Genomic DNA, 25,267 nt, shown 5'->3' on the forward strand with positions numbered 1-25,267 from the left:
GAGACATGAAATCCGTAACGCGTCGTACCGTATTGAGTGCGCTGGCAGGCGCCGCCACGTTGGCGGCTCTCACGCTTGGCGCACCGCTCGCGCATGCGAGCAAGGACAAGCCGGAAATCGGCTTCTGCATCGACGACCTGCGCGTCGAGCGCTGGTCGCGCGACCGCGACTATTTCGTGGCCGCCGCCACGCAGCTCGGCGCGAAGGTGTCCGTGCAGTCCGCGGACGCGAGCGAGGCGCGGCAGATCTCGCAGATCGAGAACCTGATCTCGCGCGGCGTGGATGTGATCGTGATCGTGCCGTTCAATTCGAAGACGCTCGGCAACGTCGTCGCCGAAGCGCGCAAGGCGGGCATCAAGGTGGTGTCGTACGACCGGCTGATTCTCGACGCCGACGTCGATGCATACATCTCGTTCGACAACCAGAAGGTGGGCGAGCTGCAGGCGCAGGGCGTCTACGACGCGAAGCCGAAGGGCAACTATTTCCTGCTCGGCGGCGCGCCGACCGACAACAACGCGAAGATGCTGCGCGAAGGACAGCTGAAGGTGCTGAAGCCGGCGATCGATCGCGGCGACATCAAGGTCGTCGGCCAACAATGGGTGCCCGAGTGGAGCGCGTCGACCGCGCTGCGGATCGTCGAGGATGCGCTGACCGCGAACAACAACAAGATCGACGCGATCGTCGCGTCGAACGACGGCACCGCGGGCGGCGCGATCCAAGCGCTCGCCGCGCAGCATCTGGCCGGCAAGGTGCCGGTGTCCGGGCAGGATGCGGACCTCGCGGCGGTCAAGCGCGTGATCGCCGGCACGCAGACGATGACCGTCTACAAGCCGCTCAAGCTGATCGCGAGCGAAGCGGCGAAGCTCGCGGTGGATCTCGCGAAGGGCGCGAAGCCCGCGTTCAACGCGCAATACGACAACGGCAAGAAGAAGGTCGACACGGTGCTGCTGCAGCCGACGCTGCTGACCAAGCGCAACGTCGACATCGTCGTGAAGGACGGCTTCTATACCCAGGCGCAGCTGGCGAGCCAGTAACGGCGCGGCGCGCGGACGGCCCACCGGTGCGTCCGCGCGCATACTGCGAGGCATGAGCGAATGACCGAACCCTTGCTGACGATGCGCGGCATCGTCAAGGATTTCGACGGCGTGAAGGCGCTCGACGGCATCGACCTGACGGTGCGGCCGGGCGAGTGCGTGGGGCTGTGCGGCGAGAACGGCGCGGGCAAATCGACGCTGATGAAGGTGCTCTCGGGTGTTTATCCGCACGGCACGTGGGACGGCGAGATCCGCTGGGAAGGCGCGCCGCTCGTCGCGTCCGGCGTGCGCGACACCGAGCGCGCGGGCATCGTGATCATCCACCAGGAACTGATGCTCGTGCCCGAACTGTCGGTGGCCGAGAACATCTTCCTCGGCAACGAGATCACGCTGCCGGGCGGCCGCATGCACTACGCGGCGATGGTCCAGCGTGCCGAGGAACTGCTGCGCGAGTTGCGGATCGACTCGATCAACGTCGCGCAGCCGGTGATGAACTACGGCGGCGGACACCAGCAGCTGATCGAGATCGCGAAGGCGCTGAACAAGCGCGCGAAGCTGCTGATCCTCGACGAGCCTTCGTCGTCGCTGAGCGCTTCCGAAACGCGCATCCTGCTCGACATCGTGCGCGACCTGAAGCGCCGCGGCGTCGCGTGCGTGTATATCTCGCACAAGCTCGACGAGGTCGAGGCCGTGTGCGACACGGTGTCCGTGATCCGCGACGGCCGCCATGTCGCGACCGAGCCGATGCGCACGCTGACGACCGACCGGATCATTTCGATGATGGTCGGCCGCGAAATCCGCGACCTGTATCCGCGCGAGCCGCACGAAATCGGCGACGTCGTGCTGGAAGCGCGCCACGTGACCTGTCGCGACGTGACGAACACGCGCCGCAAGCGGGTCGACGACGTGTCGTTCAGCGTGCGGCGCGGCGAGATTCTCGGCGTCGCCGGGCTCGTCGGCGCGGGCCGCACCGAGCTGATGCAGGCGATCTTCGGCGCGTATCCGGGCGCGTGCACGGCGACCGTGCTGATGAACGGCCGGCCGCTCGCGATCCGCTCGCCTGCCGACGCGATCCGCGCCGGCATCGCGATGGTGCCCGAGGATCGCAAGCGCCACGGCATCGTGCCGCAGCTCGGCGTCGGCCACAACATCACGCTGGCGGTGCTGCGGCGCTTCGCGGCGCGCGGGCGGATCGATGCGGCCGCGGAGCTGGACGCGATCCGCACCGAGATGCAGCGGCTGTCGGTGCGCGCCGCGCATCCGTTCCTGCCGATCTCGAGCCTGTCCGGCGGCAACCAGCAGAAGGCCGTGCTCGCGAAGATGCTGCTCGCCGACCCACAGGTGCTGATCCTCGACGAGCCGACGCGCGGCGTCGACGTGGGCGCGAAGGCCGAGATCTACCGGCTCGTGTTCGCGCTCGCGAAGCGCGGCGTCGCGCTGATCGTCGTGTCGTCGGAAATGCCCGAGGTGCTCGGGCTCGCCGACCGCGTGCTGGTGATCGGCGAAGGCGAGCTGCGCGGCGATTTCGTCAACGAAGGCCTCACGCAGGAACAGATCCTCGGCGCCGCGCTGAAGCCCGCGCGGCGTCCGACCGAACCCATTGCAGCGAGTGCGACATGAATTCCGAACTTTCCTCCTCTACTCCGGCGGCGCCGGACGCCGACGCGCGCGGCCGTTCAACTGGCCGTCCGCTTCGCCAGGTCTTCGTGCGCTACAAGATCCTCGCGCTGCTGTTCGCGGTCGTCGCGATCTGGGCGTTCTTCTCGGTGCTGACCGACGGCGCGTTCGTCACGCCGCGCAACGTGTCGAACCTGCTGCGGCAGATGTCGATCACCGGCATGCTCGCGTGCGGGATGGTGTTCGTGATCATCGCGGGCGAGATCGACCTGTCGGTCGGTTCGCTGCTCGGGCTGCTCGGCGGCGTCGCGGCGATCCTCGACGTGAACCGCCACTGGCCGGTCGCCGCGACGGTGCCGGCCGTGCTCGCGCTCGGCGTGCTGATCGGGCTCTTCAACGGCTGGTGGTCGACCTACCGGCGCGTGCCGTCGTTCATCGTCGGGCTGGGCGGGATGCTCGCGTTTCGCGGGATCCTGCTTGGCGTGACAGGCGGCTCGACGATCGCGCCCGTGTCGGAGGGCTTCGTGTTCCTCGGGCAGGGCTATCTGCCGCGCGTGGCGGGGGACGGCCTCGCGCTGCTGCTGTTCGCGCTCGTCGTGCTGCTGGTCGTGCGGCAGCGCGGCACGCGGCGCCGCTACCGGCTTGCGGTCGCGCCGCTGTGGCAGGACGTCGTGAAGATCGCGGGCGCGGGCGCGGTGCTGCTCGCGTTCGTCGCGACGCTCGACCGCTACGGCGGCATTCCGGTGCCGGTGCTGCTGCTGCTCGCGCTGCTCGGCATCTTCTCGTGGATCGCGACGCAGACCGTGTTCGGCCGGCGCATCTACGCGGTCGGCTCGAATCTCGAGGCGACGCGGCTGTCGGGCGTCGATACCGATCGCGTGAAGCTCGCGATCTTCGCGCTGATGGGGCTGATGTGCGCGTTCGCGGGCATCGTCAACACCGCGCGGCTCGCGGCCGGCTCGCCGTCCGCGGGCTCGATGGGCGAACTCGACGCGATCGCCGCATGCTTCATCGGCGGCACGTCGATGCGCGGCGGGTCGGGCACCGTCTACGGCGCGCTGATCGGCGCGCTCGTGATGGCGAGCCTCGACAACGGCATGTCGATGCTGGACGTCGACGCGTACTGGCAGATGATCGTCAAGGGCGCGGTGCTGGTGCTGGCGGTGTGGATCGACGTGGTGTCGCGGTCGAACCGGCGGTGACGCGGCGCGCGCTACGTCCGGTCGCGGTTGCGGGCGCGCGTCGCGCCCGTGATCACCGCGATGCCGAACAGAATGACGGCGACGATCTCGACGATGTGCTGGGACACGTGCAGCGTCACCAGTCCCCATGCCACGCCGCCGATGAAAATGATCCATCCGACCAGGTAGATAAGCAGGGTCATCGTTCCTCTCCTTGCGGTTCGGTTACATCGTGCAGACTGCTGCCGTGCGGCATGCCGTTTTATCCGGCCGCCGCTTCGTGCGCACGCAGACCGAGGCGTTCCATCAAACGCCGGGCGTCGAACGGTGCGTTCGTTTTTGCGTCGTTGTCGAAGTAGCAATACACGTCGCGTGTTCGCGCGCACGGCGCAGGCAGCTCCGGTGCGGCGAGACGGGCATCGGCGGGCTGTTCGCCGCGGCTCCACGACTCGATTCTGCGCGCCCAGTGTTCGAGTGCCGCATCGGAGTATTCGCCGGAATACTTCGTTTCGGTACCGTGCAGCCGCATGTAGACGAAGCCCGCGCTCAGGTCTTCGAACTGCGGCCATGGCTCGGTCGAATCCGACACGACGAGCGCCACGCCGTGGCGGCGCAGCAGCTTCACGAACGCCGGATCCACGAAGCTCGCGTGACGCACTTCGACTGCGTGACGCAGCTTGCGCTTGCGGTCGATCCGAAGATACGGCGTCCTGACCTTGCGATCGTGCTGTTGCGCGAGAGCGAGCGCGGCTGCCGTATCGGTCGGCAGCAGGCCCAGGAAGTGCTCCATGTGCTCGGGGTCGAACCGCAGCGACGGCGGAAACTGCCAGAGGATCGGCCCGAGCTTGTCCCTCAGCGCCAGGAGCCCCTGCGCGAAAAAGTTCGCGCATGCGACCGTCGCCGTTTCGCCGCGAAAGCGCAGCATGTGGGTCAGGTAGCGTGAACCCTTCACGCTGAACGTGAAATCCGGCGGCGTTTCGTCGTACCAGTGCTGCCAGCTGTCGAGCGATTGCAGGCTGTAGTGCGTACCGTTGATTTCGATGGTCTGCATCCGGTTCGATGCGTACTGCAGCTCGGCGGCCTGCTTCAGCCCTTTCGGATAGAAGGTGCCGCGCCAGCCGCCGTAGCGCCAGCCTGAAATGCCGATGTGAATTTCACCTGATTTGCTCGTCACGTCGATGTCCGGGGGGGCCGGTGGATGCCGTCGTGATTAGCAAGGTGCGTGCCGTCGGGCTCGATGTCGGAGGGCGACAAATCGTAGGCCCGACTGGCCTCGGCGGCCATCGCATCATCGACGCTGCGCGCGCTGCAACGCAGTGAACTTTTGAACGGTAAGTAACCGGTAAGTCGGGTTCCCATAAAGTCGGTTCCGCTTTGTCCACCGACTTCCTGGGATCGATCGTGATAAAAAATCCGTTGCCTGTTCGCCGTATATTGCTGACTGCTGCATGGTTCGCGCTCATTTCCGGGCCGGCGTGGGCGGAAGAAGGCGACGCCGACCATATCGATGCGCAGCGTTCCGGTCTTGCGATCCTGAACAATGCGGCGAACGTGACCCACTGGGGTCTTGGTGCGGGCGTCGGCATCGGGGAATCGCCATACAAGGGATACGGCTCGAAAGTCGAGCCGCTCCCGCTGGTCTACTTCGACGATAAGTGGGTACATGTTTTCGGTACCGCGATCGACGTGAAGATCGGGAACTGGAGTGGTATAAGCGTTGCGCTGCGCGGAAAGTTTTCGCTCGGCGATGGTTACAAGCAGTCCGATGCGCCAATCCTGAATGGCATGGAAGACCGACATGGTGCATTCTGGTACGGTCCCGCGCTTGCTTTACATACCGCATTCGGCACGCTTTCGGGAGACTATCTGGCGGGCGGAAACAAGGGGCAGCGTGCGAGCCTGGACTACAGCAAGTCTTTTGATGTCGGAGATTTCTCGATCGCTCCGCATGTGGGCGTGGACTGGTTGAGCGGCAAATACGTCGATTACTATTACGGCGTGCGCCCCGCCGAGGTGCGCCCCGGACGTCCGGCGTACACCGGCACGGCAACCTGGAAGACTTCGTTGGGAACGCGTGTCGACTACAACTTCGCGAAGCATCAACGCCTCCTGTTGGACGTTGGCGTGTCGCATCTTGGCAGCGGTCTCACGGATAGTCCTCTTGTCGGCAAGCGGTTCATCCCGGAGATCCGGGTCGGCTACCTGTACCAATTCAAGTGAGTGCAACGTCATGTCGCGAGTTGCGATTGTCGAGGACCATGCACGCCTTGCCGACATGGTGAGCCAGGCCCTCATGCGAGTGGGCATCGAAGCCGATCAGTTTCGCAACATCTCCGGAGCGACCTACGGCGTGCGCCAGCTCGACTACGCGGTGTTGATCATCGATCGTAGCCTTCCGGACGGCGACGGGCTGTCCTTTCTGCGCGCGTTGCGCGCGGCCGGTCGGATGACGCCATGCCTCATGCTGACGGCGCGCGATGCTTTGCACGATCGTGTCGACGGGCTCGAAAGCGGCGCGGACGACTACGTGACCAAGCCGTTTGAAATGAGCGAGCTGGTTGCGCGGGTGCGCACGCTGATGCGTCGGCCAGCGGCGCTGACCGCGCTTGTCGCGTCATTCGCGGACATTGCAGTGGATCCGCTGCAACGTGAGATGCGCTGCGGCGCGCGGTCGGTTCAGCTTGCGCCCGCTGAACTGCAGATCATGCTTTGCCTGATCGAAGCGGCCGGCCGAACGGTGCGGCATGCGGCGCTCGAGCATGCCGCCTGGGGGCTTGCCGAAGCCGTCACACCGAATGCACTGGAAGTGACCGTGCACCGGTTGCGTAAAAAACTGGCGTCGATCGACACAAGGACACGCCTGACGAACCTTCGCGGCGTGGGATTCGCCGTCGAGGAAGTCTCCGGGCCGCCGCAACGGTAGCGGAGCGTTCCGCACTCGAGCACGCTCGCCGGAGGCGTCTTGGGGTGGGACGAGACGCGATGCGTGAGGGGTGACGAGGACGATACGTGCACGAGGGTGCGCTCTGCCCGGACGCGAGTGGCAGGCTCGTGCGTGTGAGCGGAAGGATTGGCCGGATCGCTTCGCCCGGCGGCGCATCCGACAAAGATGCTCGGTGAGCGGCGCTTCGCTCGGCTACGGCATTCCACACCCGTTCCAATATGGGGACGTCATGCTCAATCACTGGATTCGAAGTCTGTCGGCGCGACTGTGGGCGACGACGGTCGTTGCCCTTGCAATCAGCCTGACGGCGATCGCCGGTCTGGTTATCTACGTATTCGACCGCTATCCGGAGCAGACGCTGGGTTACCACGAGCTGACGGAGAACGTCGACAGGGTAATCAATGGACTCAGGTTCAACGATGCCGATCGCCCCTATTCCGTCGATCTTCCCGATCGTGACGAAGGGGGCGGGTTCGATCTCGTGCCCGCGGAACTCAAATACCGTGTGCTGGATGGGCAAGGCCGAGTCCTGCTTGCGTCGATCGGAGCAAAGACAGCCGGTCAATGGCCGATAGACGATCCGGCTGCAGCCGTCGGAAAGATAGCTTACCTGAATATCGACGGAAAGCTGTTCTTCGTCGCGACGCGGCGGGTTCTGCGGGGGCGCTCCGTGTTCTATGTGCAGACCGCAACCAGCGAACGTTTCCTGAACGCGCTGGTCGGTTCGAAAGTCAAGTCGATTCCGGCCACGGTCAAGGTCATTTTCTTCGTTATATTCATTATTTCCGGCCTGGTGCTGCCGCTTACGATCTATCGGGTGCTCAAGCCGTTGCGAGATGCGTCCGGGGCGGCCGCGCGGATAACGCCGCACCGGCTCAAGACGCGCCTTTCGGCCAGTGGCGTTCCGAGCGAGATCAAGCCGTTGATCAACGCATTCAACGACGCGCTTGAACGGCTGGAGAACGGTTTCAGGGTCCAGCAGGAATTTCTTGCGGCTGCCGCGCATGAACTTCGAACGCCGCTGACGTTGATCCGCGGCCAGATCGAGTTGCAGCCGGAGATCACAGGAAAAGACCTGCTGTTTCGCGAAATCGATCTGATGTCGAGACAGGTTCGGCAGCTACTGCATCTTGCCGAAGTCAGCGAGGCGCAGAATTTCGATTTCGGCGAAGTCCGCACCATCGATGTCATGCAGGATGTCGTCGAGTATCTGGCCCGTCAGGCAGATGGAAAGCAGGTGACGCTGCGGATCGAGGAGCGTCGCGCATCGCCGCCGATCTGGGCGGACAAGGGCGCACTGTTCATCCTGCTCAAGAATATCGTCGAAAACGCGATCCATGCGTCGCCCGCCAACAGCATCGTGTCGTTGACGATCGACGACGCCTCGATCGAGGTTCGCGACGAAGGCCGCGGCATCCCGAAGGATCATCTTCCGTTTCTGTTCAAGCGATTCTGGCGCGCGCCCGATACCAGGCACGACGGCGCGGGCCTTGGGTTGGCGATATGCAAGGAAATTGCGTCGGCGCACAACTGGCGGTTGACGGTGAGCAGTCTCGCGGCGGGAACGCGGTTTACCGTCTGGTTATGACGGCGCTCGTGCACCGTGCACCCCGACCAGCCGGGTCAATGCCGGGAGAGCAGGTGCGATCAGGGGCACGACACGCCCGGCGTCGCGCCGGGGGCGCGCTCTGCGAGAGCGCCCGGGACCTACGGCAGCGGCACGCCCCACGCCGCCGTCACGTCGCCGCCAAGCCGCCATTCGTCGAACGGGCGGCGCGGCGCGATGATTGCGGGCAGGCGGCGATCGCCGAAGCGCGCGTAGTACGGCTCGACCCAGCTCAGTTCGTCACGGAACGTCCACGGGAACAGGTCCTGCTTGACCGGCGTGATTTTCGTGAAGCTCGCGGGATTGTCCACCGCGTCGATCACGAGATTTGCGAGGCGGCCGATCGCGCCGTCGTTTTCGCGGTAGAGGTCGATATTGCGCCGTTGCACGAGTTCCGCCGCGAACACGAGCGGCAGCAGCGCAAAGGTGTGATAGTGGAGCGCGCGGTCGCCGCGCTTGACTTCGCGCGCGAGCGAACCGTCCGGGCCGATGTCGCGAATTCCTTCGCGGACCCGCAGCAGGCCCGAATCGATCAGGCTCGCATTGCCGGTGACGGTGCCGATCGCGATCAGGTCGAGCCCCGCCCAGTACACGAGATTGTTGTGCAGGTGGTTGATCGCTTCCGCATCGCGGGTGGCGATCGCGATGCGTTCGAGCCACGGATCGATCGCGTCGAATTGCGCGCGGTTCGCTTCGCGCAAGCCGCGCGGCACGCGCAGGATCACCATTGCGAAATCCGTGCCGGCCCACGAGCGCTCGTAATAGCCCTGATAACCGGAGATATGGCCCATCAGCGCGTCCGATCGCGCCCAGCTGTCGAGAAGCGTCAATGCGCACGACCAGTCGCCGTGGCTCGCGGCCGTGTTGAGCTTCGACACGAAATCGCGCATGGGCTTCACGGCGCGCGCATAGCCGGCGGCGTCGTCGTAGTAGCCGGGTGGATCGATCGTCCGCACGGGGGTAGGTACCTCGCATGCGCGCGAAGGTGGCGTGGCGCCGAAAAGCGCGGCCACGGTGAACAACGCTGCAAATAGCGGTCGGATCGACAGATGGCGCATGAGGCCCTCGGTGGTAATGATTGTTTTGCGATGCGTAAGCGGAATGCGCGGCGGCGGCCTGACGCGATCGGTGCGAATGCATGCGATGGCAGTCTATTGTTTCGGTCTTTCATCCGCCTTTCCCGAATGTAACGGGCAGGGGCCGGGGTGGTGCTCTGTTCCGCGCTGGGCGGCGTCCCCGAGCGGCAGTTCGGTTATCCGGCCTTCGTCGCGTGTGCACGCCGCGCGAAGGCCGACCCGATGCCGCTGCTGTACATCTGCGTGTTCGTGGCCAATGCGGCGAGCTTCGTGCTGCCGATCGCGAACCCGGCGAATCTCGTGCTGCACGGCTCGCGCATGCCTGCACTCGGCGCCTGACGCGCGACGCACGCCAGGCGACCGCTTCGACTAAAACGAGTAGGAGAGCGACGCGAACAGGCTGCGCGGCGCGCCCGGCGTGACCCACAGGCTGTTGTACGAGCTGACGTAGGTGGTGCGATTGAACAGGTTGTTCAGCACGACCGACGCGCGCAGGTGCTTGTCGACCTGCACATAGCCGTTCAGCTGCACGGTCGCATAGGCCGGCAGCTCGAAGCCGTCCTGCGTGTTCGCGGTGTTGCCGGCGCGGCGCCCGACATAGATCAAGCCCGTGCCGATGCCGGCCTTGTCCGCGAACGGCAGCGCGGTTTCGTACATGAGCAGCGCGCTGCCGCTCAGCTTCGGAATGTCGACGAGGCGCGCACCGGGCGTCAGCACGGCATCGCGCGTGACCTCGGCATCGACGTACGCAAGGTTGACGATGCCGCGCAAGCCGTGGCCCAGGTCGCCGTTCCATTCGAATTCGACGCCGCGGCTACGCACCTCGCCGGCCGCGCGCGAGAAGCCGGCGTTGGCCGGATCGGCGGTCAGCACGTTGCGCTTGTTGACGTAGAACGCCGCGACCGTCGCGAGCCAGCGCGTGCCGGCCCATTTCGCGCCGGCTTCGTAGCCGTGCCCCTTCTCCGGGTCGAACGCGCGGCCGTTGGCGTCGGCGCCGTTGTTCGGCCGGAACGAATATGCGGTGTTCGCATACAGCGACAGCGCGGGGCTCATTTCGTACACGACGCCGAGGCGCGGACTCAACGCGGTCTGCAGCTGGCTGCTCGTCACGCCCTTCAGGCGGTTCTCGACCGACTGGTGGAAGCGATCCCAGCGCAGCCCGGCGAGGATTTTCCAGTGCGGCCCGAACGCCAGCGTGTCCTGCGCGTAGACACCTTGCCCGTCGTCGCGCTCGAGCAGGTTGGTCGCGGTGCGCAGCGCGGGTGCCGGCTGGCCGTAGACCGGATCGAAGATGTCGATCGCATACGGCGCGGCGGCGCTCGGCGTCGAGCGCGCGACGAACTGGTCGTAGTTGAAGCGATACGCATCGACGCCCATCACGAGCGTGTGGCCGATGCCGCCGGTGCGGAACTTGCCGGTCGTTTCGATGCGGCCTTGCAGGTCGTTCGAGTGAAACGCGACTTGCCGGTAGCGGCGCCACAGCGTGCGCCCGTCCGGCTGCAGCGCGAACGCTTCGGAAGATCGTCCGGACAGGTCGGTGTCGCGCTGCGCGAAGCCGGCATTGATCGACCAGTTCGCATCGACGCGATGCTCGAGCGTGAACTGGTGGCCCGTGTTGCGCACGTCGTAGTCGCCGTCGCGCGGCTCGCCGAGGAAGCGCGATGCCGGAATCGCGCCGAGCTGCCCGTTGACCGCGACCACGCCGCGATCGAGCGGCGCGCGCTGGCGCACGCTTTCGAACTCGTAGTGGAGCGTCGTGTCCGCGCCGATGTCCCACGTGAACGACGGCGCGAACAGGTAGCGTTTGCTCGATACCGTATCGCGGAAGCTGCCGTTGTTCTCGTTCATCGCGACGAAGCGGTACGCGAGCGATTTCGTGACGGGCCCGGTCGAATCGAGCGTCTCGCGCAACGCGCCGTAGCTGCCGGCCGACACGCCGATGGTGTTCGAGCGCGCGAACTGCGGCTGCTTCGTGGTGTAGCTGATGAGCCCGCCCGGATCGCCGCGGCCGTACAGCGCGGACGCGGGCCCCTTGAGCACTTCCATGCGCTCGAGGTTGGCAGTGTCGCGCGGCACGCTCATCCCGCGGTTCCACGAGAAGCCGTTGACGAGGTAGTCGGTGCCGGACGTGTTGCCGTCGCCGGCAAACCCGCGCACCGCGTAGTTGTCCCACAGCCCGCCGAAGTTGTTCTGCCGTGCGACGCCCGCGACCCAGTCGTACAGGTCTTCGCCGCGCGTGGCGGCGACGGTCTGGGCCAGTTTCGCGTCGACGCTGCTGACCGCGAACGGGATTTCCATCACGTCCGTCTCGGTGCGCGTCGCGCTCGTCGATTCAGGCGCGCGAAACGGCGCGGTCGTGCGCTGCCCCGAGACCTCGATGGCGGGCAGCGACAACTCCTGCGCATCGGCGGCGCCCAGGCCGGCCGTGCCGACGACGATGGCCATCGGTGCGGCCGCCCAGTTCTTCCTGCTCATACCCCGTCCTTTGATGTGGTCTGCGTCCGGGCATGGCGGATGGCCTCGCGCCGACGGCTGTGTTCGAAACAGTACATTCGCGCCGGAATTTAATGCAAATGAGAGGCATTTGCAATCGTAAGTTGGTGGTGTTGCCGAGCGGGATGCGAAGCGGCCGGCAACGGGGCGTCGGCCGTCGGCGCTCGTATGGCCATCCATGTCGATGAATCCCGAATTGAGGGAATTTCGTAAAACCTACGCGAGGCGTGGCGAGCCGGGAGACAAGAAGTTTTCCCGGAAAATTCGGATATGAATCGGGTAAACGAGGATCGAATCGATCGTTTCCTCGGGCTCGCGCGGTATGCGCCGGGCCTGAAGGACTACATCCTGCGGATGCGTTTCAAGCCGATGCCGAGCTATACGCGGGGCGTCGTGCTGCCGGGGGCGCCGGGCGATGCGGTCGGCGGGATGATCGCGCAGCCCGACGTCGAAACGGCCGACGGCGTGCGCCGCAAGCTCGACGACGTGCTGGGCCCGTGGTTCTCGATCGTCGGCTGGCAATGCGATCCGCAGGCGTGCCTGAGCGACGACGATCGTGCGTACTGGGCGGCGCTGGGCGCGAGGTTCGTGCAGGTCAGCCGTTCGCGCAGCGGGACCGGCCCGCGCAGGGCGCGCGAAAGGCGCCCGTGTGCCGGTCAATCAGGGTCCGATTTCAGGCCACCGTCGATCCATCGCGCTTCGGACGCGCGAAGATGTGCGCGGATGGCCGTCTGGGCCGCGATCGGGTCGCCGGCCTGCAGCGCGTGGAGCACGTCCTCGTGCTCCCGCACGGCGGCGGTCCAGGTCTGAGGATTCTCCGCGTGGCCGCGCATGGCCGCGGCGATCGGGTCGTGGCGGCTGTCGAACAGCTCGCCGACGAAGCGGGTGAGCACCGAATTGCCGGCGGCTTCCGCGATCAGCATATGGAACTGCCGGTCGGCTTCGACGGGCGACTTGCCGGCCTCCGCGAGCCGCTTCATGCGCTGCACCGTGCGGCGCAGGCGATCGAGCATCGCGGCCGTCATCCGCGCCGCGGCCAGCGCGGCGACGCTGCCTTCGATGGCCGCGCGTGCCTGCATCAGTTCCGACGGGCTGTCGCCGAGCGTGCCCATCGTGCCGACGCCGTCGGCCGCCGTGTCGCGTACATAAACGCCGGAGCCCATCCGGATCTCGATCTGGCCGCCGATTTCCAGCGCGATCAGCGCCTCGCGAAGCGACGGACGCGATACGCCGAGCGTCAGCGCCAGCTCGCGCTCGGGCGGCAGGCGTTCGCCGACCGCGAATTCGCCCTGGCGAATCAACGCGACGATCTGGGCCGCGACCGATTGGTAAAGCCGCTTGGGTTCTGTCGATTTCATCCGATGGATCTTGGTCAATGCACTCTCTGCGCAAGCGCGCGTCGCAAAGTCTATCACGCTCGTCGTGTCGCCCCGGACGGCAGCCCGTTCGTGCGGATGTGCGGGTTTTCACTATTGGTAAGATCGGATGTGGATATATAAATTGGCTTGACCAAAAGTGGCTGGATTGATGTAATTTATCGAAATTGGACTGACCAGACGAAAGCGAGGTCGGCCCTTCCCTAGGAGACGCAATGGCAATGCCTCGCAATCTGCCCGGTCAGGCCGCACCGCGCGAAGCGGACCGGGAGATCCTGCGCCTGGAAGGGATTCGCAAGCGCTTCCCGGGTGTCCTCGCGCTCGACGGGATTCGCCTCGACCTGCGCCGCGGCGAGGTGCATGCGGTGTGCGGCGAAAACGGCGCGGGCAAGTCCACGCTGATGAAGATCATCAGCGGTCAGTACCTGCCCGACGAGGGCGTCGTTCACTATCGCGGCGCGCCGGTGCGGTTTCGTTCGGCCTCCGAAGCGCAGGCGGCCGGCATCGCGATCATCCACCAGGAACTCAATCTCGTGCCGCACCTGAGCGTGGCGGAGAACCTGTACCTCGCGCGCGAGCCGCGGCGCGGGCCGTTCGTCGACACGAAACGGCTCAATGCGGATGCGGCACGCTGCATCGCGCGGATCGGCCTGAACGTCGCACCGACGACGAAGGTCGGCGTGCTGTCGATCGCGCAGCAACAGATGGTCGAAATCGCGAAGGCGCTGTCGCACGACGCGCGCGTGCTGATCATGGACGAGCCCACGTCGTCGCTGACGGAGTCGGAAACGGTGCAGCTCTTTCGCATCATCGAGGAATTGCGTGCCGACGGCGTGGCGATCCTGTACATCTCGCACCGGCTCGACGAAATGGCGCAGATCGTCGATCGCGTGACCGTGCTGCGCGACGGGCGCCAGATATCGACGGACGATTTCGCCGACGTGAGCATCGACGACATCGTCGCGCGCATGGTCGGGCGGACGCTCGACGACGCGTATCCGTCGCGGCAGTCGACGCCGACCGAACAAGTGCTGCTCGACGTGCGGGAACTGCGCCGCGAAGGCGTGTTCGGGCCGGTGTCGTTCACGCTTCGCAAGGGCGAGATCCTGGGTTTTGCCGGACTGATGGGCGCCGGGCGCACCGAAGTCGCGCGCGCGATCTTCGGCGCGGACCGCCCGGACGGCGGCACGATCGAGCTGCACGGCCGGCCCGTGACGATCCGCTCGCCGCGCGAGGCGATCCACCACGGCATCGCGTATCTGTCGGAGGACCGCAAGAAGGAGGGGCTCGCGCTGCCGATGCCCGTCGCGGCGAACCTCACGCTCGCGAACGTGCGCGGCATCGCATCGCGCCTGGGCTTCCTGCGCTTCGACGACGAGCTCGACGTGGCGCGGCGCTACGTGCAGGACCTCGCGATTCGCACGCCGTCGGTGCAGCAGGTCGTGCGCAACCTGTCCGGCGGCAACCAGCAGAAGGTCGTCATCGGCAAATGGCTGTACCGCGGCTCGAAGATCCTGTTCTTCGACGAGCCGACGCGCGGCATCGACGTGGGCGCGAAATTCGCGATCTACGGGCTGATGGACCGGCTCGCCGCCGACGGCGTCGGCGTGGTGCTGATCAGTTCGGAGCTGCCGGAGCTGCTCGGCATGACCGACCGGATCGCCGTTTTTCACGAAGGTCGATTGACCGCGTTTCTCGACACCCAACACACCAGTCAGGAGGAGATCATGCACTATGCGTCGGGGCGTTCCCATGCTTGAAATGACATCGGATCGAAGCCAGGCCGACGAACGGGCGGCGCGACAGCGGCGGCGCGACCTTATCCAGAAGTTCGCTGCGCTGGGCAGCCTGGTCGTGCTCGTGTTCGCGTTTTCCGTATCGAGCGCGGCGTTTTTCTCGGTCGACAACCTGATGACCGTCGGCCTGCAGGTGACCTCCATCGCCTATCTCGGCGTGGCCGCCACCTGCGTGATCATCACCGGCGGCATCGACCTGTCGGTCGGCTCGGTGCTCGCGCTGGCCGGCGTCTCCGCCGCACTGCTGGTCAAGGCGGGCGTGCCGGTGCCGGCGGCCATGGCGGCCGGGATTCTGGTCGGTGCGCTGTGCGGGTTCGTCAACGGCATGTGCGTGACGCGCATGGGCCTGCCGCCGTTCATCGCGACGCTCGGCATGATGCTCGTCGCGCGCGGCATCGCGCTCCAGATCACGGGCGCACGGCCGGTATCGGATCTCGGCGACGCGTTCGGCGCGCTGGGCAACGGCGCGCTGCTGCGCATCTCGCGCATTGGCGCGGACGGGTTCCCCGACACGACGTTTCCCGGCATTCCGTATCCGGTCGTGATCATGGTCGTCCTGTTCGTCGTGGTTTCCGTGCTGCTGTCGAGAACGTCGCTCGGCCGCCATATCTACGCGGTCGGGTCGAATGCGGAGGCGGCCCGGCTGTCGGGCGTGAACGTACAGGGCGTGAAGCTCTTCACCTACGTGCTGTCCGGCGCGCTCGCCGGCGTGACCGGCTGCGTGCTGATGTCGCGGCTCGTCACCGGGCAGCCGAACGAGGGCGTCATGTACGAACTCGACGCCATCGCCAGTTCGGTCATCGGCGGCACGTCGCTGATGGGCGGTGTCGGGACGATTTCCGGCACGGCGATCGGCGCGTTCGTGATCGGCGTGCTGCGCAACGGCCTGAACATGAACGGCGTATCGAGCTTCATCCAGCAGATCATCATCGGCGTCGTGATCCTGGGCACGGTCTGGATCGACCAGTTGCGCAATCGCCGGCCCTGACCGGCAGCAGTTCCCACCAACGAGAAGCGGAGCGAGACATGAACAAATCCATCCTGCTGGCAGCATCGGCATGCCTGTTCGCGGCATGCAACAGCGGTGCGTACGCGGCGGGCGGCGAGATCGCCGTGATCGTCAAGACGGTCAACTCGAACTACTGGCAGAACGTGCAGAAAGGCGCGAAGGCGGCGCTCGACAGCGCCAAGGGCTACACGATGACGTTCCAGGGGCCCGCGGCCGAGTCCGACATCAGCGGGCAGGTCAACATGGTCGACAACGCGGTCACGCGTCATGTGGCGGGCATCGTGCTCGCACCGTCCGATCCCGATGCACTCGTGCCCGCGATCAAGAAGGCGTGGGAAGCGCACATTCCGGTCGTGCTGATCGACTCGGCGATCTCGGACACCGGCAAACCGTATTACCAGGCATTCCTGTCGACCGACAACGAGAAGGCGGGCGCGCTGTGCGCGAAGGCGCTGATCGACCGCGTCGGGCAGTCCGGCAAGATCGCGATCATGTCGTACGTGCCGGGCGCGGGCTCCGAAGTCAGCCGCGTCGGCGGGTTCCGCAAGTACATCGCGAGCCATTCGAAGCTGCAGATCGTCGGCCCGTACTACTCGCAGTCGCAAATGGCGAACGCGCTGAACCAGACGACCGACGTGCTGTCGGCGAACCCCGACCTGAAGGGCATCTTCGGCGCGAACGAGCCGACCGCGGTCGGGATGGGCCGGGCGCTGAAGCAGTCGGGCAAGGCGGGCAAGGTGGTGGCGATCGGGTTCGACGGCAACGAGGATCTGCAGGGCTTCGTGCGCGACGGCACGGTGCAGGCGATCGCCGTGCAGGGCTCGTGGCAGATGGGGAACCAGGGCGTGCGCACGGCGCTCGATGTCGTCGAACGCAAGCCGGCGCCGAAGCTGATCGATACCGGCGTCGTGATGGTCGACAAGCAGAACCTCGATTCGGAGGCGGCCAGGAACGTCCTGTACTGAGCGGCCGCGCAAGCCGCCCGAGCGCGGGCGGCGGCTGCCGGCCATGCTTCTTTCCCGCACCCTGTCACGAATCATGAACGCAAACGATACGCGCGCATTGCCGCGCAGCGGGCTGACGGTGTCCGCGCTCGGCCTCGGCTGCTCGCAGCTCGGCAGCCTTTATCGCCCGATGTCGGCCGCCGACGCCGGCTCGCTCGTCGACGCCGCGTGGGCCGCCGGCCTGCGCTACTTCGACACGGCGCCGTATTACGGCTACACGCTGTCCGAGCGGCGCGTGGGTGCGGGGCTCGCGCCGCGCGAGCGCGGCGCGTTCACGCTCAGCACGAAGGTCGGGCGCTTGATGCGCGCCGACGCCAGCGTGCGCCCAGGCGACGACGGCTGGGCCGAGCCGCTGCCGTTCCGGCCGGTCTACGACTACAGCTACGACGGCATCATGCGGTCGCACGACGACAGCCGGCAGCGGCTCGGGCTCGCGCGGATCGACATCCTGTACGTGCACGACATCGGCGCGATGACGCACGGCGATCGTCACGCGCACTACTGGGAACAGCTGACCCGCGGCGGCGGGTTTCGCGCGCTGGATGCGCTGCGTGCGGGCGGCGAGATCGGCGGGTTCGGTCTCGGCGTGAACGAATGGGAAGTCGCCGCCGCTGCGCTGAACGAAGCGGCGCTCGATGCCGTGCTGCTGGCCGGCCGCTACACGCTGCTCGAACAGACGGCGCTCGAACCGTTGCTCGACGCGTGCGGCCGCGCGGGGACGGGCATCGTGGTCGGCGGCGTGTTCAATTCCGGTGTGCTGGCCGGCAACGGCAAGTTCAACTATGCGGACGCAAGCGCCGACGTGATCGACAAGGCCACGCGGCTCGGCGTGCTGTGCAAGCGCTTCGACGTCCCGCTGCCCGCTGCCGCGCTGCAGTTTCCGTTCGGCCATCCGGCGGTCGTGTCGTGCGTGGTCGGCGCGCGCAGCGTGGCCCAGCTGCAACAGAACATCGCATGGTTCGAGCGCCCGGTGCCGGCCGAACTGTGGGCCGCGCTGCGCGACGAAGGGCTGATCGCGGCGCGCGCGCCGGTGCCGGGAGCGCGCGCATGACGGCACGCGTCGACGCACATCAGCACTACTGGCGGATCGGCGCGCGGGCCGGCTGCTGGCCGCCGGCCGAACTCGATGCGATTCACCGCGATTTCGGCCCCGCCGATCTGGCGCCGCTGCTCGACGCGGCGCGCATCGACCGCACCGTGCTCGTGCAATCGCTGCCGAGCGACGCCGACACGCGCTTCCTGCTCGATCTCGCGGACGACACCCCCACGGTCGGCGCGGTGGTCGGCTGGGTCGACCTGAAGGCCGCCGACGCGCCGGCGCGGATCGCGGCCTTCGCGTCGGCGCCGAAGGCGCGCGGGTTGCGCCCGATGCTGCAGGATCTGCCCGACGATGCGTGGATCGACGATCCGGTGCTCGATCGCGCGGTCGCCGCGATGCTCGAGCATGCGCTGCGTTTCGATGCGCTGGTGATGCCGCGGCATCTCGATGCGCTGCATGCGTTCGCGCAGCGCCACCCGGATCTGCAGATCGTGATCGACCACGGCGCGAAGCCGTTCATCGAACGCGGCGAGCTGCAGCCGTGGCTGTCGGCGATGCGCGGCCTCGCGAGCCTGCCGAATCTTCACTGCAAGCTGTCCGGCCTGTGGACCGAGGCCGGGCCGTCGGCCGGCCCGGACGCCGTGCGAGCGCGCACGCGGCCTTATGTGCATGCGCTGGCCGACCTGTTCGGGCCGGCGCGACTGATGTGGGGCAGCGACTGGCCGGTGCTGCGTGTCGCGTCGGCGTGCGGCGGCTACGGCGACTGGCTGGCCGCGTGCGAGGACGACTGCGCGCAGTTGCTCGGCTCCGCGGCGCTTGCCGGCCTGTTCGGCGGCAACGCGCGCCGCTTCTACCGGATCGACGCCGCGCGCGGCGGTGCATGACGTCGTGAAGGCGCTCGTCGAATGCTGATCCGCCATTCGCGAGTCGCGACTCGCGGCGGCGTGCGGCCGCCCGCGCAATCGGGCTGCGAAGGAAAACCCGCGATGCAAACCCTGATGCGCGAACCGGCGGTCGGCGCCGTCGCGCGGATCGATGCCTGCGCCGGTTATGACGCCGACAGCGTGATCGACACGCCCGTCGCCGTATAGACCGGCATCGCCTTGAAGCCGTCGACCGTCACCGTCGAGAACTTCGCGGCGCCTGCTGCCGCGTCGATCAGTGCGATGGTGTCGCCGGCTTTCGGCGCATAACCGTTCACGAACTTCACGTGCAGCGTGCCGCCCGCGACGGTGAACGCGCCGCCCACGCGCAGGCGTCCGCCGCCGTTGCCGTCGATGTCGAGTTCGAGCGTCGTGTTGTCGAGCTGCGTGTAGCGGGTCGCGATCGTGACGGGCGCGCCGGCCGCGATCCGGATGCCGCCGCCGGAGCCGACATACACGTCGCCGTTGCCGAACGCCATCGTGGAAGCGGCGGCGAGCGTGCCGCCGCTGACCTGCGTGCCGCCCGTATAGCTGTTGTTGCCCGCCAGCGTCAGCGTGCCGCTGCCTTGCAGCGTCAGCTTGCCGGCGCCCGCGATGTCGTTGCGCCACAGGTCGGCGGCGTTGAGGCCGCCCTTCGACGCATCCATCGCGACGGTCACGTTGCCGTTGAACGCGCCGTAGCCGTCGGCGGCGGCGAACAGGTTCAGCCGGCCCCAGCCTTCCGCATCGTCCATCACCGGGTAGCCGGACGGCAGTTCGGTGGTCTTCAGCACGACGCGCCGCTGGTCCGCGCCCAGGTACGGGAAGCGCGTCTGCAGCAGGATCTCCGCGCCCTTCGGCACGACCGGCGGCGCGCCGGTCGCGTCGATCGCGCCGAAGCCGTACGTCATGCGGCGCGTGAACGCGGCCTTGTTCGTCGCGTAGTCGGCGAACCGGTCGGTCGCCGTCGTGCCCGAGCGCGCGAATGCCGGGAAGGTCGCATCGGTCGTGCCGGTGAGCTGCTGCAGCGTCTGGTGCGCCTGGCCGTACGCGGCCTGCGCGTCGCTCGCGTACGCGGCGAGGTTGGCCGCGCTGACGGCCAGCGCGAGCATGCGGCCGCCGATCACGTCGAGCGGCGAGTGCATGCCGGCGAGGATCCGGTTCTCGCCGAGCTCGAGGCCGCGGCCGACCATTTCCTGGAAGCGCTCGGGCACGAGCCACGCCATCGTCACGGCATCGCGCATCGCTTCGGCCTGGTGGCCGCTGATGAAGCCGCCGTCGGTCGCCGGCGTCGCGCTTTCCGCGGGTACGAGTGTCGGCGCGACGACGACGCTCGAGCTCCAGCGGTACGGCCGTGCATACTTGTAGAAGCGCTTCGCGGGTTCGGTCGACGCGTTGTTGCCCATTTCGTTGAGCAGGTCGACGACTTTCCCGAAACTCGCGTTGCCGCTGCTGCCCACGCCGACGTTGTTGCCGGTGTCGTTATAGAGGACGGTCGTGGCATCGGCCGGCACGCTGGTGATGCTGGTCGTCTGCTGGGCCGCGGTGCGCCATGCCGCGGTGAGCGGGCCCATGCCGTCCGTCACGCTGTAACCCTTGCCGCGCCGGTCGTCGTAATAGGCGGCGTCGGCTTGCTGCGGCGTGCGCGCGGTCGTCGCGTTGACCACGTATTGCACGTTCGCCGACAGCACCGCGTCGTTCAGGCTCGTGCCGCACGGCGTGCCGTTGCCGGGCAGCCCCGTGCAGGGGGAAGGCGAGATGGCGGGAAACGCGCCGTTGGCCGGCGCGGTCACGCCCGCATCGACGAGCATCGTCGACGGCTGCCACAGGTCGAGGAAGCGGCTCACCACGCGCACGGCGGCGTTGGTCGACAGCGTTGCATAACGGGCGTCGCCGCGCTGGTTGGTCGCGACGTTGTCGACGAACGCGGGCACGCTCGGAACGGGCGCGCTGTCGACGAAGCCGGGGTCGGCCGGCGGTGCCGGGACCGCGGCGTTCGTCGAGCTCGTTGCGACGACATCGTCGCCGCCGCCGCAGGCAGCCAGTAGGATCGCGGTCGACAGCGCTGCGACGTGCAGCGGGAGACGGCTCGGTGACGCAAGCATGCAAACTCCATCCTGAGGGTAGAAGACGGAGCATTGTGGTGGCCGATCGTGACGCGACGGTTACGAAACCGCTTCACGTCATTCGGCGCGATCGAGCACGTCCCGCTTTCGGGGAATGATGTTTAGTCTGTTTTCCTAAACGGGACGGGTGTCGGAAGCAAAGTGTGTGTCAGCAACGGTGCGACGCGCCGACGCGGCTATGCGTGCGATGCGCTCGCCTCCAGCCGGAACAGGGATACCGACTCGGCAAGCTGATTTCCCTGTTCCTCGAGCGACTTCGATGCGGCGGCGGCCTCTTCGACGAGCGCCGCATTCTGTTGCGTGACTTCATCCATTTGCGTGATGGCCAGGTTGACCTGCTCGATGCCGCGGCTCTGCTCGTTCGATGCCGCCGCGATCTCGCCCATGATGTCCGTCACGCGCGCCACCGCCTGCGTCACCTGGCCCATGGTGTCGCCCGCATTGTGCGCGAGACGCGAGCCGTCCTGGATCTTCTGGACCGATTGCGTGATCAACTGCCGGATTTCCTTCGCGGCGGTCGATGAACGTTGCGCGAGACTTCTCACTTCGCTGGCCACGACCGCGAAACCGCGGCCTTGTTCACCCGCGCGTGCCGCTTCCACGGCCGCATTGAGCGCGAGGATGTTCGTCTGGAACGCGATTCCTTCGATCATCCCGGTGATCTCGGCGATTTTCGACGAGCTGTCGCTGATGTCCGTCATCGTTTCGACCACCAGGCCGACCACGGTGCTGCCGCGCTGCGCGACTTCCGATGCGTTATTGGCCAGCGAGCTTGCCTGCTGCGCATTGTCGGCGTTCAGTCGCACGGTGGACGTCAATTCTTCCATGCTGGATGCGGTCTCCTGCAGCGACGCGGCCTGCTGTTCCGTGCGCGACGACAGATCCTGGTTGCCGGACGCGATTTCGCTCGCGCCCGTCGCGACGTTGCCGGACGCGATGCGAACCTGCGAAATCAGGCGCACCAGATTGGCCTGCATTTCGCGCATGGAGGCCAGCACGCTGCCGCGCGGCGCGTCGACGGTGGCGGACCCGGCGGCGAGGTCGCCGCCGGCGATGCGCTGCGCGATGTCGCTGAGCGTGGCCGGCTCAGTGCCGAGCGAACGGGTCAGCCCTCGCACGATGATGACGCCCGCCGCCACCGCGCCCGCGACGGCGGCGAGGCAGATGACGATGAGCAGCACCCGTCGCGACGCATAGCGGTCTTCGGACTCTTGCACCATCTGCACGGCGCGTTCGCGCGTGTACACGATATAGGCCTGCGATGCGTCGACCAGCTGCGCCAGAAGCGGTCGGCATTGTTCGTTCATCATCGTGATGGCCTGATCGCGCCGGTTGTTCAGCGCGGCGTCGACGATGGCCCGTGCCACCGGGCCGTACCTTGTCTCGATCTGGTCGATCTGCCGTACCAGCTCGCGCGCCTTGTCGGTCGCGTCGGTGCCTTCACCTACGGCGTTCTTGAGTGCGGCGATTCGTGCGCTGACATCGCGGTCGGCCTGCAGCGCTGCTTCCTTCTCGATCTCCAGGTCGCGTGGCGTCGTCACGAGCACCAGGTTGCGCGCCGCGATGGCGCGCCGATCGACGGCGACGCGTACCTTGGCTGCCAGTTCCGCGCGAGCGTTGATGCCATTGACATAATTCGCGAATACCGCGTTCGCGTTGCTGAGCGATACGATGCCGAGGAACGAAACGAGCAGCACCACGCACGTCAGGAAGCCAAACGTAAGGGTGAGTTTCGTGCGAACCATCAACTGTTTGTTATGCATCATTCAGGATCCGTTGTGTCGATATTGGGTAGCGTTCCTTATTATCGGATTGGTTAAAGAAGGATTTAGGGGGCTTGAAGAACGCAATCGTTTGCGGGTTGAGAAACTTCGAAATGGTCAAGAACGCACTATTCGGAGCGTTCTCGCGAGAGGTTTTTTACTTCGGACGTTATCGAGTGCGTGATTCCGGAAGCGATGCCGTCACGAAATTGACGCCATCCGTCCGGAAAACCATGAGGTCGTCGATCGACGCGGGCCCGAAAGCCCGGAACGGCAGGTGTGTCACGTTCCGGACGCGAAGCCGCCGGATTGCCGGAACCGGTGAATGGCGGCAGCGGTACGATCGCGCGGCCGGCGATCGGTGTGCTGCATTACCGGGCGAGACGGACACCGAAAGGAAAAAGCGCCCGCGGTCGACCGCAACGGCCCTCACGCCGATTGCGCAAACGATCCCGTGTCGCCGCGGCACACGCGGTTTCTACCGTGGCGCTTCGCCGTATACAACGCGAGGTCTGCCTGATGCGTGAGCGCGTCGATGGACGCCGGGCGTGCGCGATGCCCGGTCGCGTATCCGATGCTCACCGTAAAAGCCGGAACCGTCTCGGCGAATCCGGCGAGCTGGTTGCGTTCCACTTCGGCGCGAATGGCCTCGGCGACCTTCGCGGCGCCGCTTTCATCCGTATCCGGCAGCACCGCGACGAACTCTTCGCCGCCGTAGCGCGCGGCGATGTCGGCGCGCCGCCGCGTGTGAGTCCGGATGCATTCGGCCAGGAATCTCAGTGCCGTGTCACCCTGCGCATGCCCGTATCTGTCGTTGTACTGCTTGAAGTGGTCGGCATCGATGAACAGCACCGACAGGCTGCCTTCATTGCTGCGCTGGAGTCGCTTCCATTCGTCGGCCAGCGCGACGTCGAGCGCGCGGCGGTTGTGCAGGCCCGTCAGCGGATCGGTGCGGGTGAGATCGGTCAGCAACGTTTGCTTGCGAAGATTGTCCCGCAATGCGAATGCGAGCAGCCAGACGACCGCGCAGAAGAGCGCGCAGATGAACGAGGCCGACACGCCGACCGACCATGACATGCGCGTGAAGCCGGCCAGCACGTCGCGCTCGGCAGGGGCGACGACGGCAATCAGCGGGGTGCCGGGCACCCGCTGGAACGTATAGAGCCGCAAGGTTCCGTCGATGCGCGAGTAGGCCGCATAGAACCCCGATTCCTGGTTCAGCATGCGATCGAAGACCTTCGATCGGCTCAGGCGGACCATCTGGTGGTCGCTCAGCGGCGGATTTCTGGCCAGGATGGTGCCGTCCGTGCGCAGGATCGCGCTGATGCCGTTCGGCCCGACGTTCAATCGGGCAAGCAACTGATCGAAGTACGCGAGGTCGATGGCGACAACCGCGATCCCGTTGAATGTGTGGTCCGGCCGTTCGACGCGCCGGGACAGCGCGATGGACTTCGTGCCGTTGCGCGAGCGCGCGCGATAGGCCTCCGATACGTAAAGGCCGACGTTCGCCGCGTCGCGATGGACCTTGAAGTAGTCGCGATCGCCGAAGTCCCAATGGTGAGTCGGCCCGCAACACCCGTCGATCAGGCGGCCGTTCTGGTCTGTCACGCCCATTCCGGTCACGTATTGCGCGGCCGCGCGCTGGAACAGCAGATCGTGCCGCAGCCCGGCGTCCATGTGCCTGACTTCCGGCTTGCCGAGATCGGATGCGAGTGCGCTCAGTGCGTTGTTGGACGTTTCGACGGTCCGCGCGATCTCGCTGACCAGCACGGCGGCGACGTTGCGCGAAGTCTCGTGCGCGTGCTCGACGACGCCGCTTCTCATGGCCCACAGCGTCATCGCGCTGATGCTCAGCGCGGCGAGCGACATCAGTGTGCCGAGCGCGCCGACGACAAGATGGTTTCGTCCCGCCCAGTCGGCGATTTTCTCGATGGAAGTGGATGCGGACATGCTCGCGCTCGTGGGGGAAGCCAGGTGCGATGACCGAGGCTGCGCTGAAATCCGGGTTAACGGCAGGTATGCGAGGAAATGGAGGTTTGCATGCGAAGCGAATCGGCGCGGCGTTGCCGCAAACGTGTGCGGCCGCCGCGCCGGTCGGGTTGAAGTCGATCCGTCAGACGGGCGCTGCGGATTCGTCGACGAGCCGCCCGAGCCGGACGACGGTGACGCCGGGCCGCAATTGCCGCAGCGACGGCATCACGAGCACGCAGTCGGGATACGGCGTCACGACGGGAACCTCGTTCGACCGGCCGATCACGGTGCCGGCGTCCGGGAAATGTTCGAGCCCGGTAGGGTTGCCCT

19 protein-coding genes and 3 pseudogenes are annotated in these 25,267 nt (G+C 66.5%); 13 read left to right on the plus strand and 9 right to left on the minus strand.

Annotated elements, in window-relative coordinates; genetic code table 11:
- The first annotated feature begins 5 nt into the window (after nt 1-5).
- Genes xylF through FPJ27_RS00695 form a run of 3 tightly spaced genes read left to right on the plus strand, consistent with a single transcriptional unit; the run spans nt 6 to nt 3,853 of the window.
- Nucleotides 6-1,034, plus strand: a complete 1,029-nt coding sequence (xylF, locus tag FPJ27_RS00685) for a D-xylose ABC transporter substrate-binding protein (protein ID WP_072440550.1) — start codon at nt 6-8, stop codon at nt 1,032-1,034.
- 60 nt (nt 1,035-1,094) lie between these two features.
- Nucleotides 1,095-2,654: a D-xylose ABC transporter ATP-binding protein gene (gene xylG, locus FPJ27_RS00690; protein WP_204421050.1), complete on the plus strand. Its 1,560-nt coding sequence runs from the start codon at nt 1,095-1,097 to the stop codon at nt 2,652-2,654.
- A complete protein-coding gene (locus FPJ27_RS00695; RefSeq protein WP_204421051.1) occupies nt 2,651-3,853 on the plus strand; it encodes a sugar ABC transporter permease in 1,203 nt (400 codons plus the stop codon). Before xylG ends, FPJ27_RS00695 begins: the two co-directional genes overlap by 4 nt.
- Before the next feature lie 11 nt (nt 3,854-3,864).
- Here FPJ27_RS00695 and FPJ27_RS00700 read toward each other — a convergent pair whose 3' ends face one another.
- Nucleotides 3,865-4,035 carry a hypothetical protein gene (locus tag FPJ27_RS00700; RefSeq protein WP_175963431.1) on the minus strand — a complete coding sequence of 57 codons (171 nt, stop codon included), beginning with the start codon at nt 4,033-4,035 and terminating at the stop codon, nt 3,865-3,867.
- Nucleotides 4,036-4,094: 59 nt separating this feature from the next.
- Entirely contained in the window at nt 4,095-5,006 is a 912-nt protein-coding gene (locus FPJ27_RS00705) for a DUF72 domain-containing protein (protein ID WP_204421052.1), read from the minus strand.
- A gap of 200 nt (nt 5,007-5,206) precedes the next feature.
- On the opposite strand from FPJ27_RS00705, the gene FPJ27_RS00710 reads away from it, so the two are divergent.
- The 3 genes from FPJ27_RS00710 to FPJ27_RS00720 all read left to right on the plus strand — a co-directional run bounded on the left by FPJ27_RS00710 (nt 5,207) and on the right by FPJ27_RS00720 (nt 8,364).
- Complete coding sequence (locus FPJ27_RS00710) at nt 5,207-6,052, plus strand: MipA/OmpV family protein (RefSeq protein WP_239483155.1); 846 nt, start codon at nt 5,207-5,209, stop codon at nt 6,050-6,052.
- Nucleotides 6,053-6,062: 10 nt separating this feature from the next.
- The gene (locus FPJ27_RS00715) at nt 6,063-6,755 is read left to right on the plus strand and encodes a response regulator transcription factor (RefSeq protein WP_204421053.1); all 693 of its coding nucleotides are present in this window, start codon (nt 6,063-6,065) and stop codon (nt 6,753-6,755) included.
- 193 nt (nt 6,756-6,948) lie between these two features.
- Nucleotides 6,949-8,364 (plus strand): ATP-binding protein, encoded by a 1,416-nt coding sequence (locus FPJ27_RS00720; protein ID WP_343300094.1) that lies wholly within the window; start codon nt 6,949-6,951, stop codon nt 8,362-8,364.
- Between the two features lie 119 nt (nt 8,365-8,483).
- On the opposite strand, the gene FPJ27_RS00725 is transcribed toward FPJ27_RS00720, so the two are convergent.
- Nucleotides 8,484-9,440, minus strand: a complete 957-nt coding sequence (locus FPJ27_RS00725; RefSeq protein WP_072440562.1) for a mannuronate-specific alginate lyase — start codon at nt 9,438-9,440, stop codon at nt 8,484-8,486.
- Nucleotides 9,441-9,638: 198 nt separating this feature from the next.
- Between FPJ27_RS00725 and FPJ27_RS00730 the strand changes: the two are divergent.
- Nucleotides 9,639-9,791, plus strand: a pseudogene (locus tag FPJ27_RS00730) (arsenic transporter); the annotation flags it as partial.
- Between the two features lie 36 nt (nt 9,792-9,827).
- Here FPJ27_RS00730 and FPJ27_RS00735 read toward each other — a convergent pair.
- Complete coding sequence (locus FPJ27_RS00735) at nt 9,828-11,933, minus strand: TonB-dependent receptor (RefSeq protein WP_204421054.1); 2,106 nt, start codon at nt 11,931-11,933, stop codon at nt 9,828-9,830.
- A gap of 315 nt (nt 11,934-12,248) precedes the next feature.
- On the opposite strand from FPJ27_RS00735, the pseudogene FPJ27_RS36890 reads away from it, so the two are divergent.
- Nucleotides 12,249-12,569: pseudogene (locus FPJ27_RS36890) on the plus strand (3-(3-hydroxyphenyl)propionate hydroxylase); the annotation flags it as partial.
- A gap of 38 nt (nt 12,570-12,607) precedes the next feature.
- On the opposite strand, the gene FPJ27_RS00745 reads toward FPJ27_RS36890, so the two are convergent.
- Nucleotides 12,608-13,309, minus strand: a complete 702-nt coding sequence (locus FPJ27_RS00745) for a FadR/GntR family transcriptional regulator (RefSeq protein ID WP_072440568.1) — start codon at nt 13,307-13,309, stop codon at nt 12,608-12,610.
- Between the two features lie 233 nt (nt 13,310-13,542).
- On the opposite strand from FPJ27_RS00745, the gene FPJ27_RS00750 reads away from it, so the two are divergent.
- From FPJ27_RS00750 to FPJ27_RS00770, 5 genes are all read left to right on the plus strand, one after another.
- Complete coding sequence (locus FPJ27_RS00750) at nt 13,543-15,087, plus strand: sugar ABC transporter ATP-binding protein (protein ID WP_204421056.1); 1,545 nt, start codon at nt 13,543-13,545, stop codon at nt 15,085-15,087.
- On the plus strand, nt 15,080-16,111 hold the full coding sequence (locus tag FPJ27_RS00755; RefSeq protein WP_204421057.1) for an ABC transporter permease: 1,032 nt from the start codon (nt 15,080-15,082) through the stop codon (nt 16,109-16,111). The genes FPJ27_RS00750 and FPJ27_RS00755 overlap by 8 nt, the downstream gene beginning before the upstream one ends.
- Before the next feature lie 38 nt (nt 16,112-16,149).
- Nucleotides 16,150-17,097 carry an ABC transporter substrate-binding protein gene (locus FPJ27_RS00760; RefSeq protein ID WP_204421058.1) on the plus strand — a complete coding sequence of 316 codons (948 nt, stop codon included), beginning with the start codon at nt 16,150-16,152 and terminating at the stop codon, nt 17,095-17,097.
- A gap of 73 nt (nt 17,098-17,170) precedes the next feature.
- Nucleotides 17,171-18,187 (plus strand): aldo/keto reductase, encoded by a 1,017-nt coding sequence (locus FPJ27_RS00765; protein ID WP_204421059.1) that lies wholly within the window; start codon nt 17,171-17,173, stop codon nt 18,185-18,187.
- The gene (locus FPJ27_RS00770) at nt 18,184-19,059 is read left to right on the plus strand and encodes an amidohydrolase family protein (RefSeq protein WP_204421060.1); all 876 of its coding nucleotides are present in this window, start codon (nt 18,184-18,186) and stop codon (nt 19,057-19,059) included. The genes FPJ27_RS00765 and FPJ27_RS00770 overlap by 4 nt, the downstream gene beginning before the upstream one ends.
- Before the next feature lie 164 nt (nt 19,060-19,223).
- Here the strand turns inward: FPJ27_RS00770 and FPJ27_RS00775 are convergent, their stop codons facing one another.
- The 4 genes and pseudogenes from FPJ27_RS00775 to FPJ27_RS00790 form a co-directional block, all read right to left on the minus strand.
- On the minus strand, nt 19,224-21,182 hold the full coding sequence (locus FPJ27_RS00775) for a phosphatase PAP2 family protein (protein WP_204421061.1): 1,959 nt from the start codon (nt 21,180-21,182) through the stop codon (nt 19,224-19,226).
- Between the two features lie 197 nt (nt 21,183-21,379).
- Entirely contained in the window at nt 21,380-22,966 is a 1,587-nt protein-coding gene (locus FPJ27_RS00780) for a methyl-accepting chemotaxis protein (protein WP_204421232.1), read from the minus strand.
- Between the two features lie 429 nt (nt 22,967-23,395).
- On the minus strand, nt 23,396-24,916 hold the full coding sequence (locus tag FPJ27_RS00785; protein ID WP_204421062.1) for a sensor domain-containing diguanylate cyclase: 1,521 nt from the start codon (nt 24,914-24,916) through the stop codon (nt 23,396-23,398).
- Between the two features lie 163 nt (nt 24,917-25,079).
- Nucleotides 25,080-25,256, minus strand: a pseudogene (locus FPJ27_RS00790) (succinylglutamate desuccinylase); the annotation flags it as partial.
- Between the last annotated feature and the right edge of the window lie 11 nt (nt 25,257-25,267).

This window comes from Burkholderia sp. MS455 (assembly GCF_016899445.1).
GTDB lineage: Bacteria > Pseudomonadota > Gammaproteobacteria > Burkholderiales > Burkholderiaceae > Burkholderia > Burkholderia pyrrocinia_C.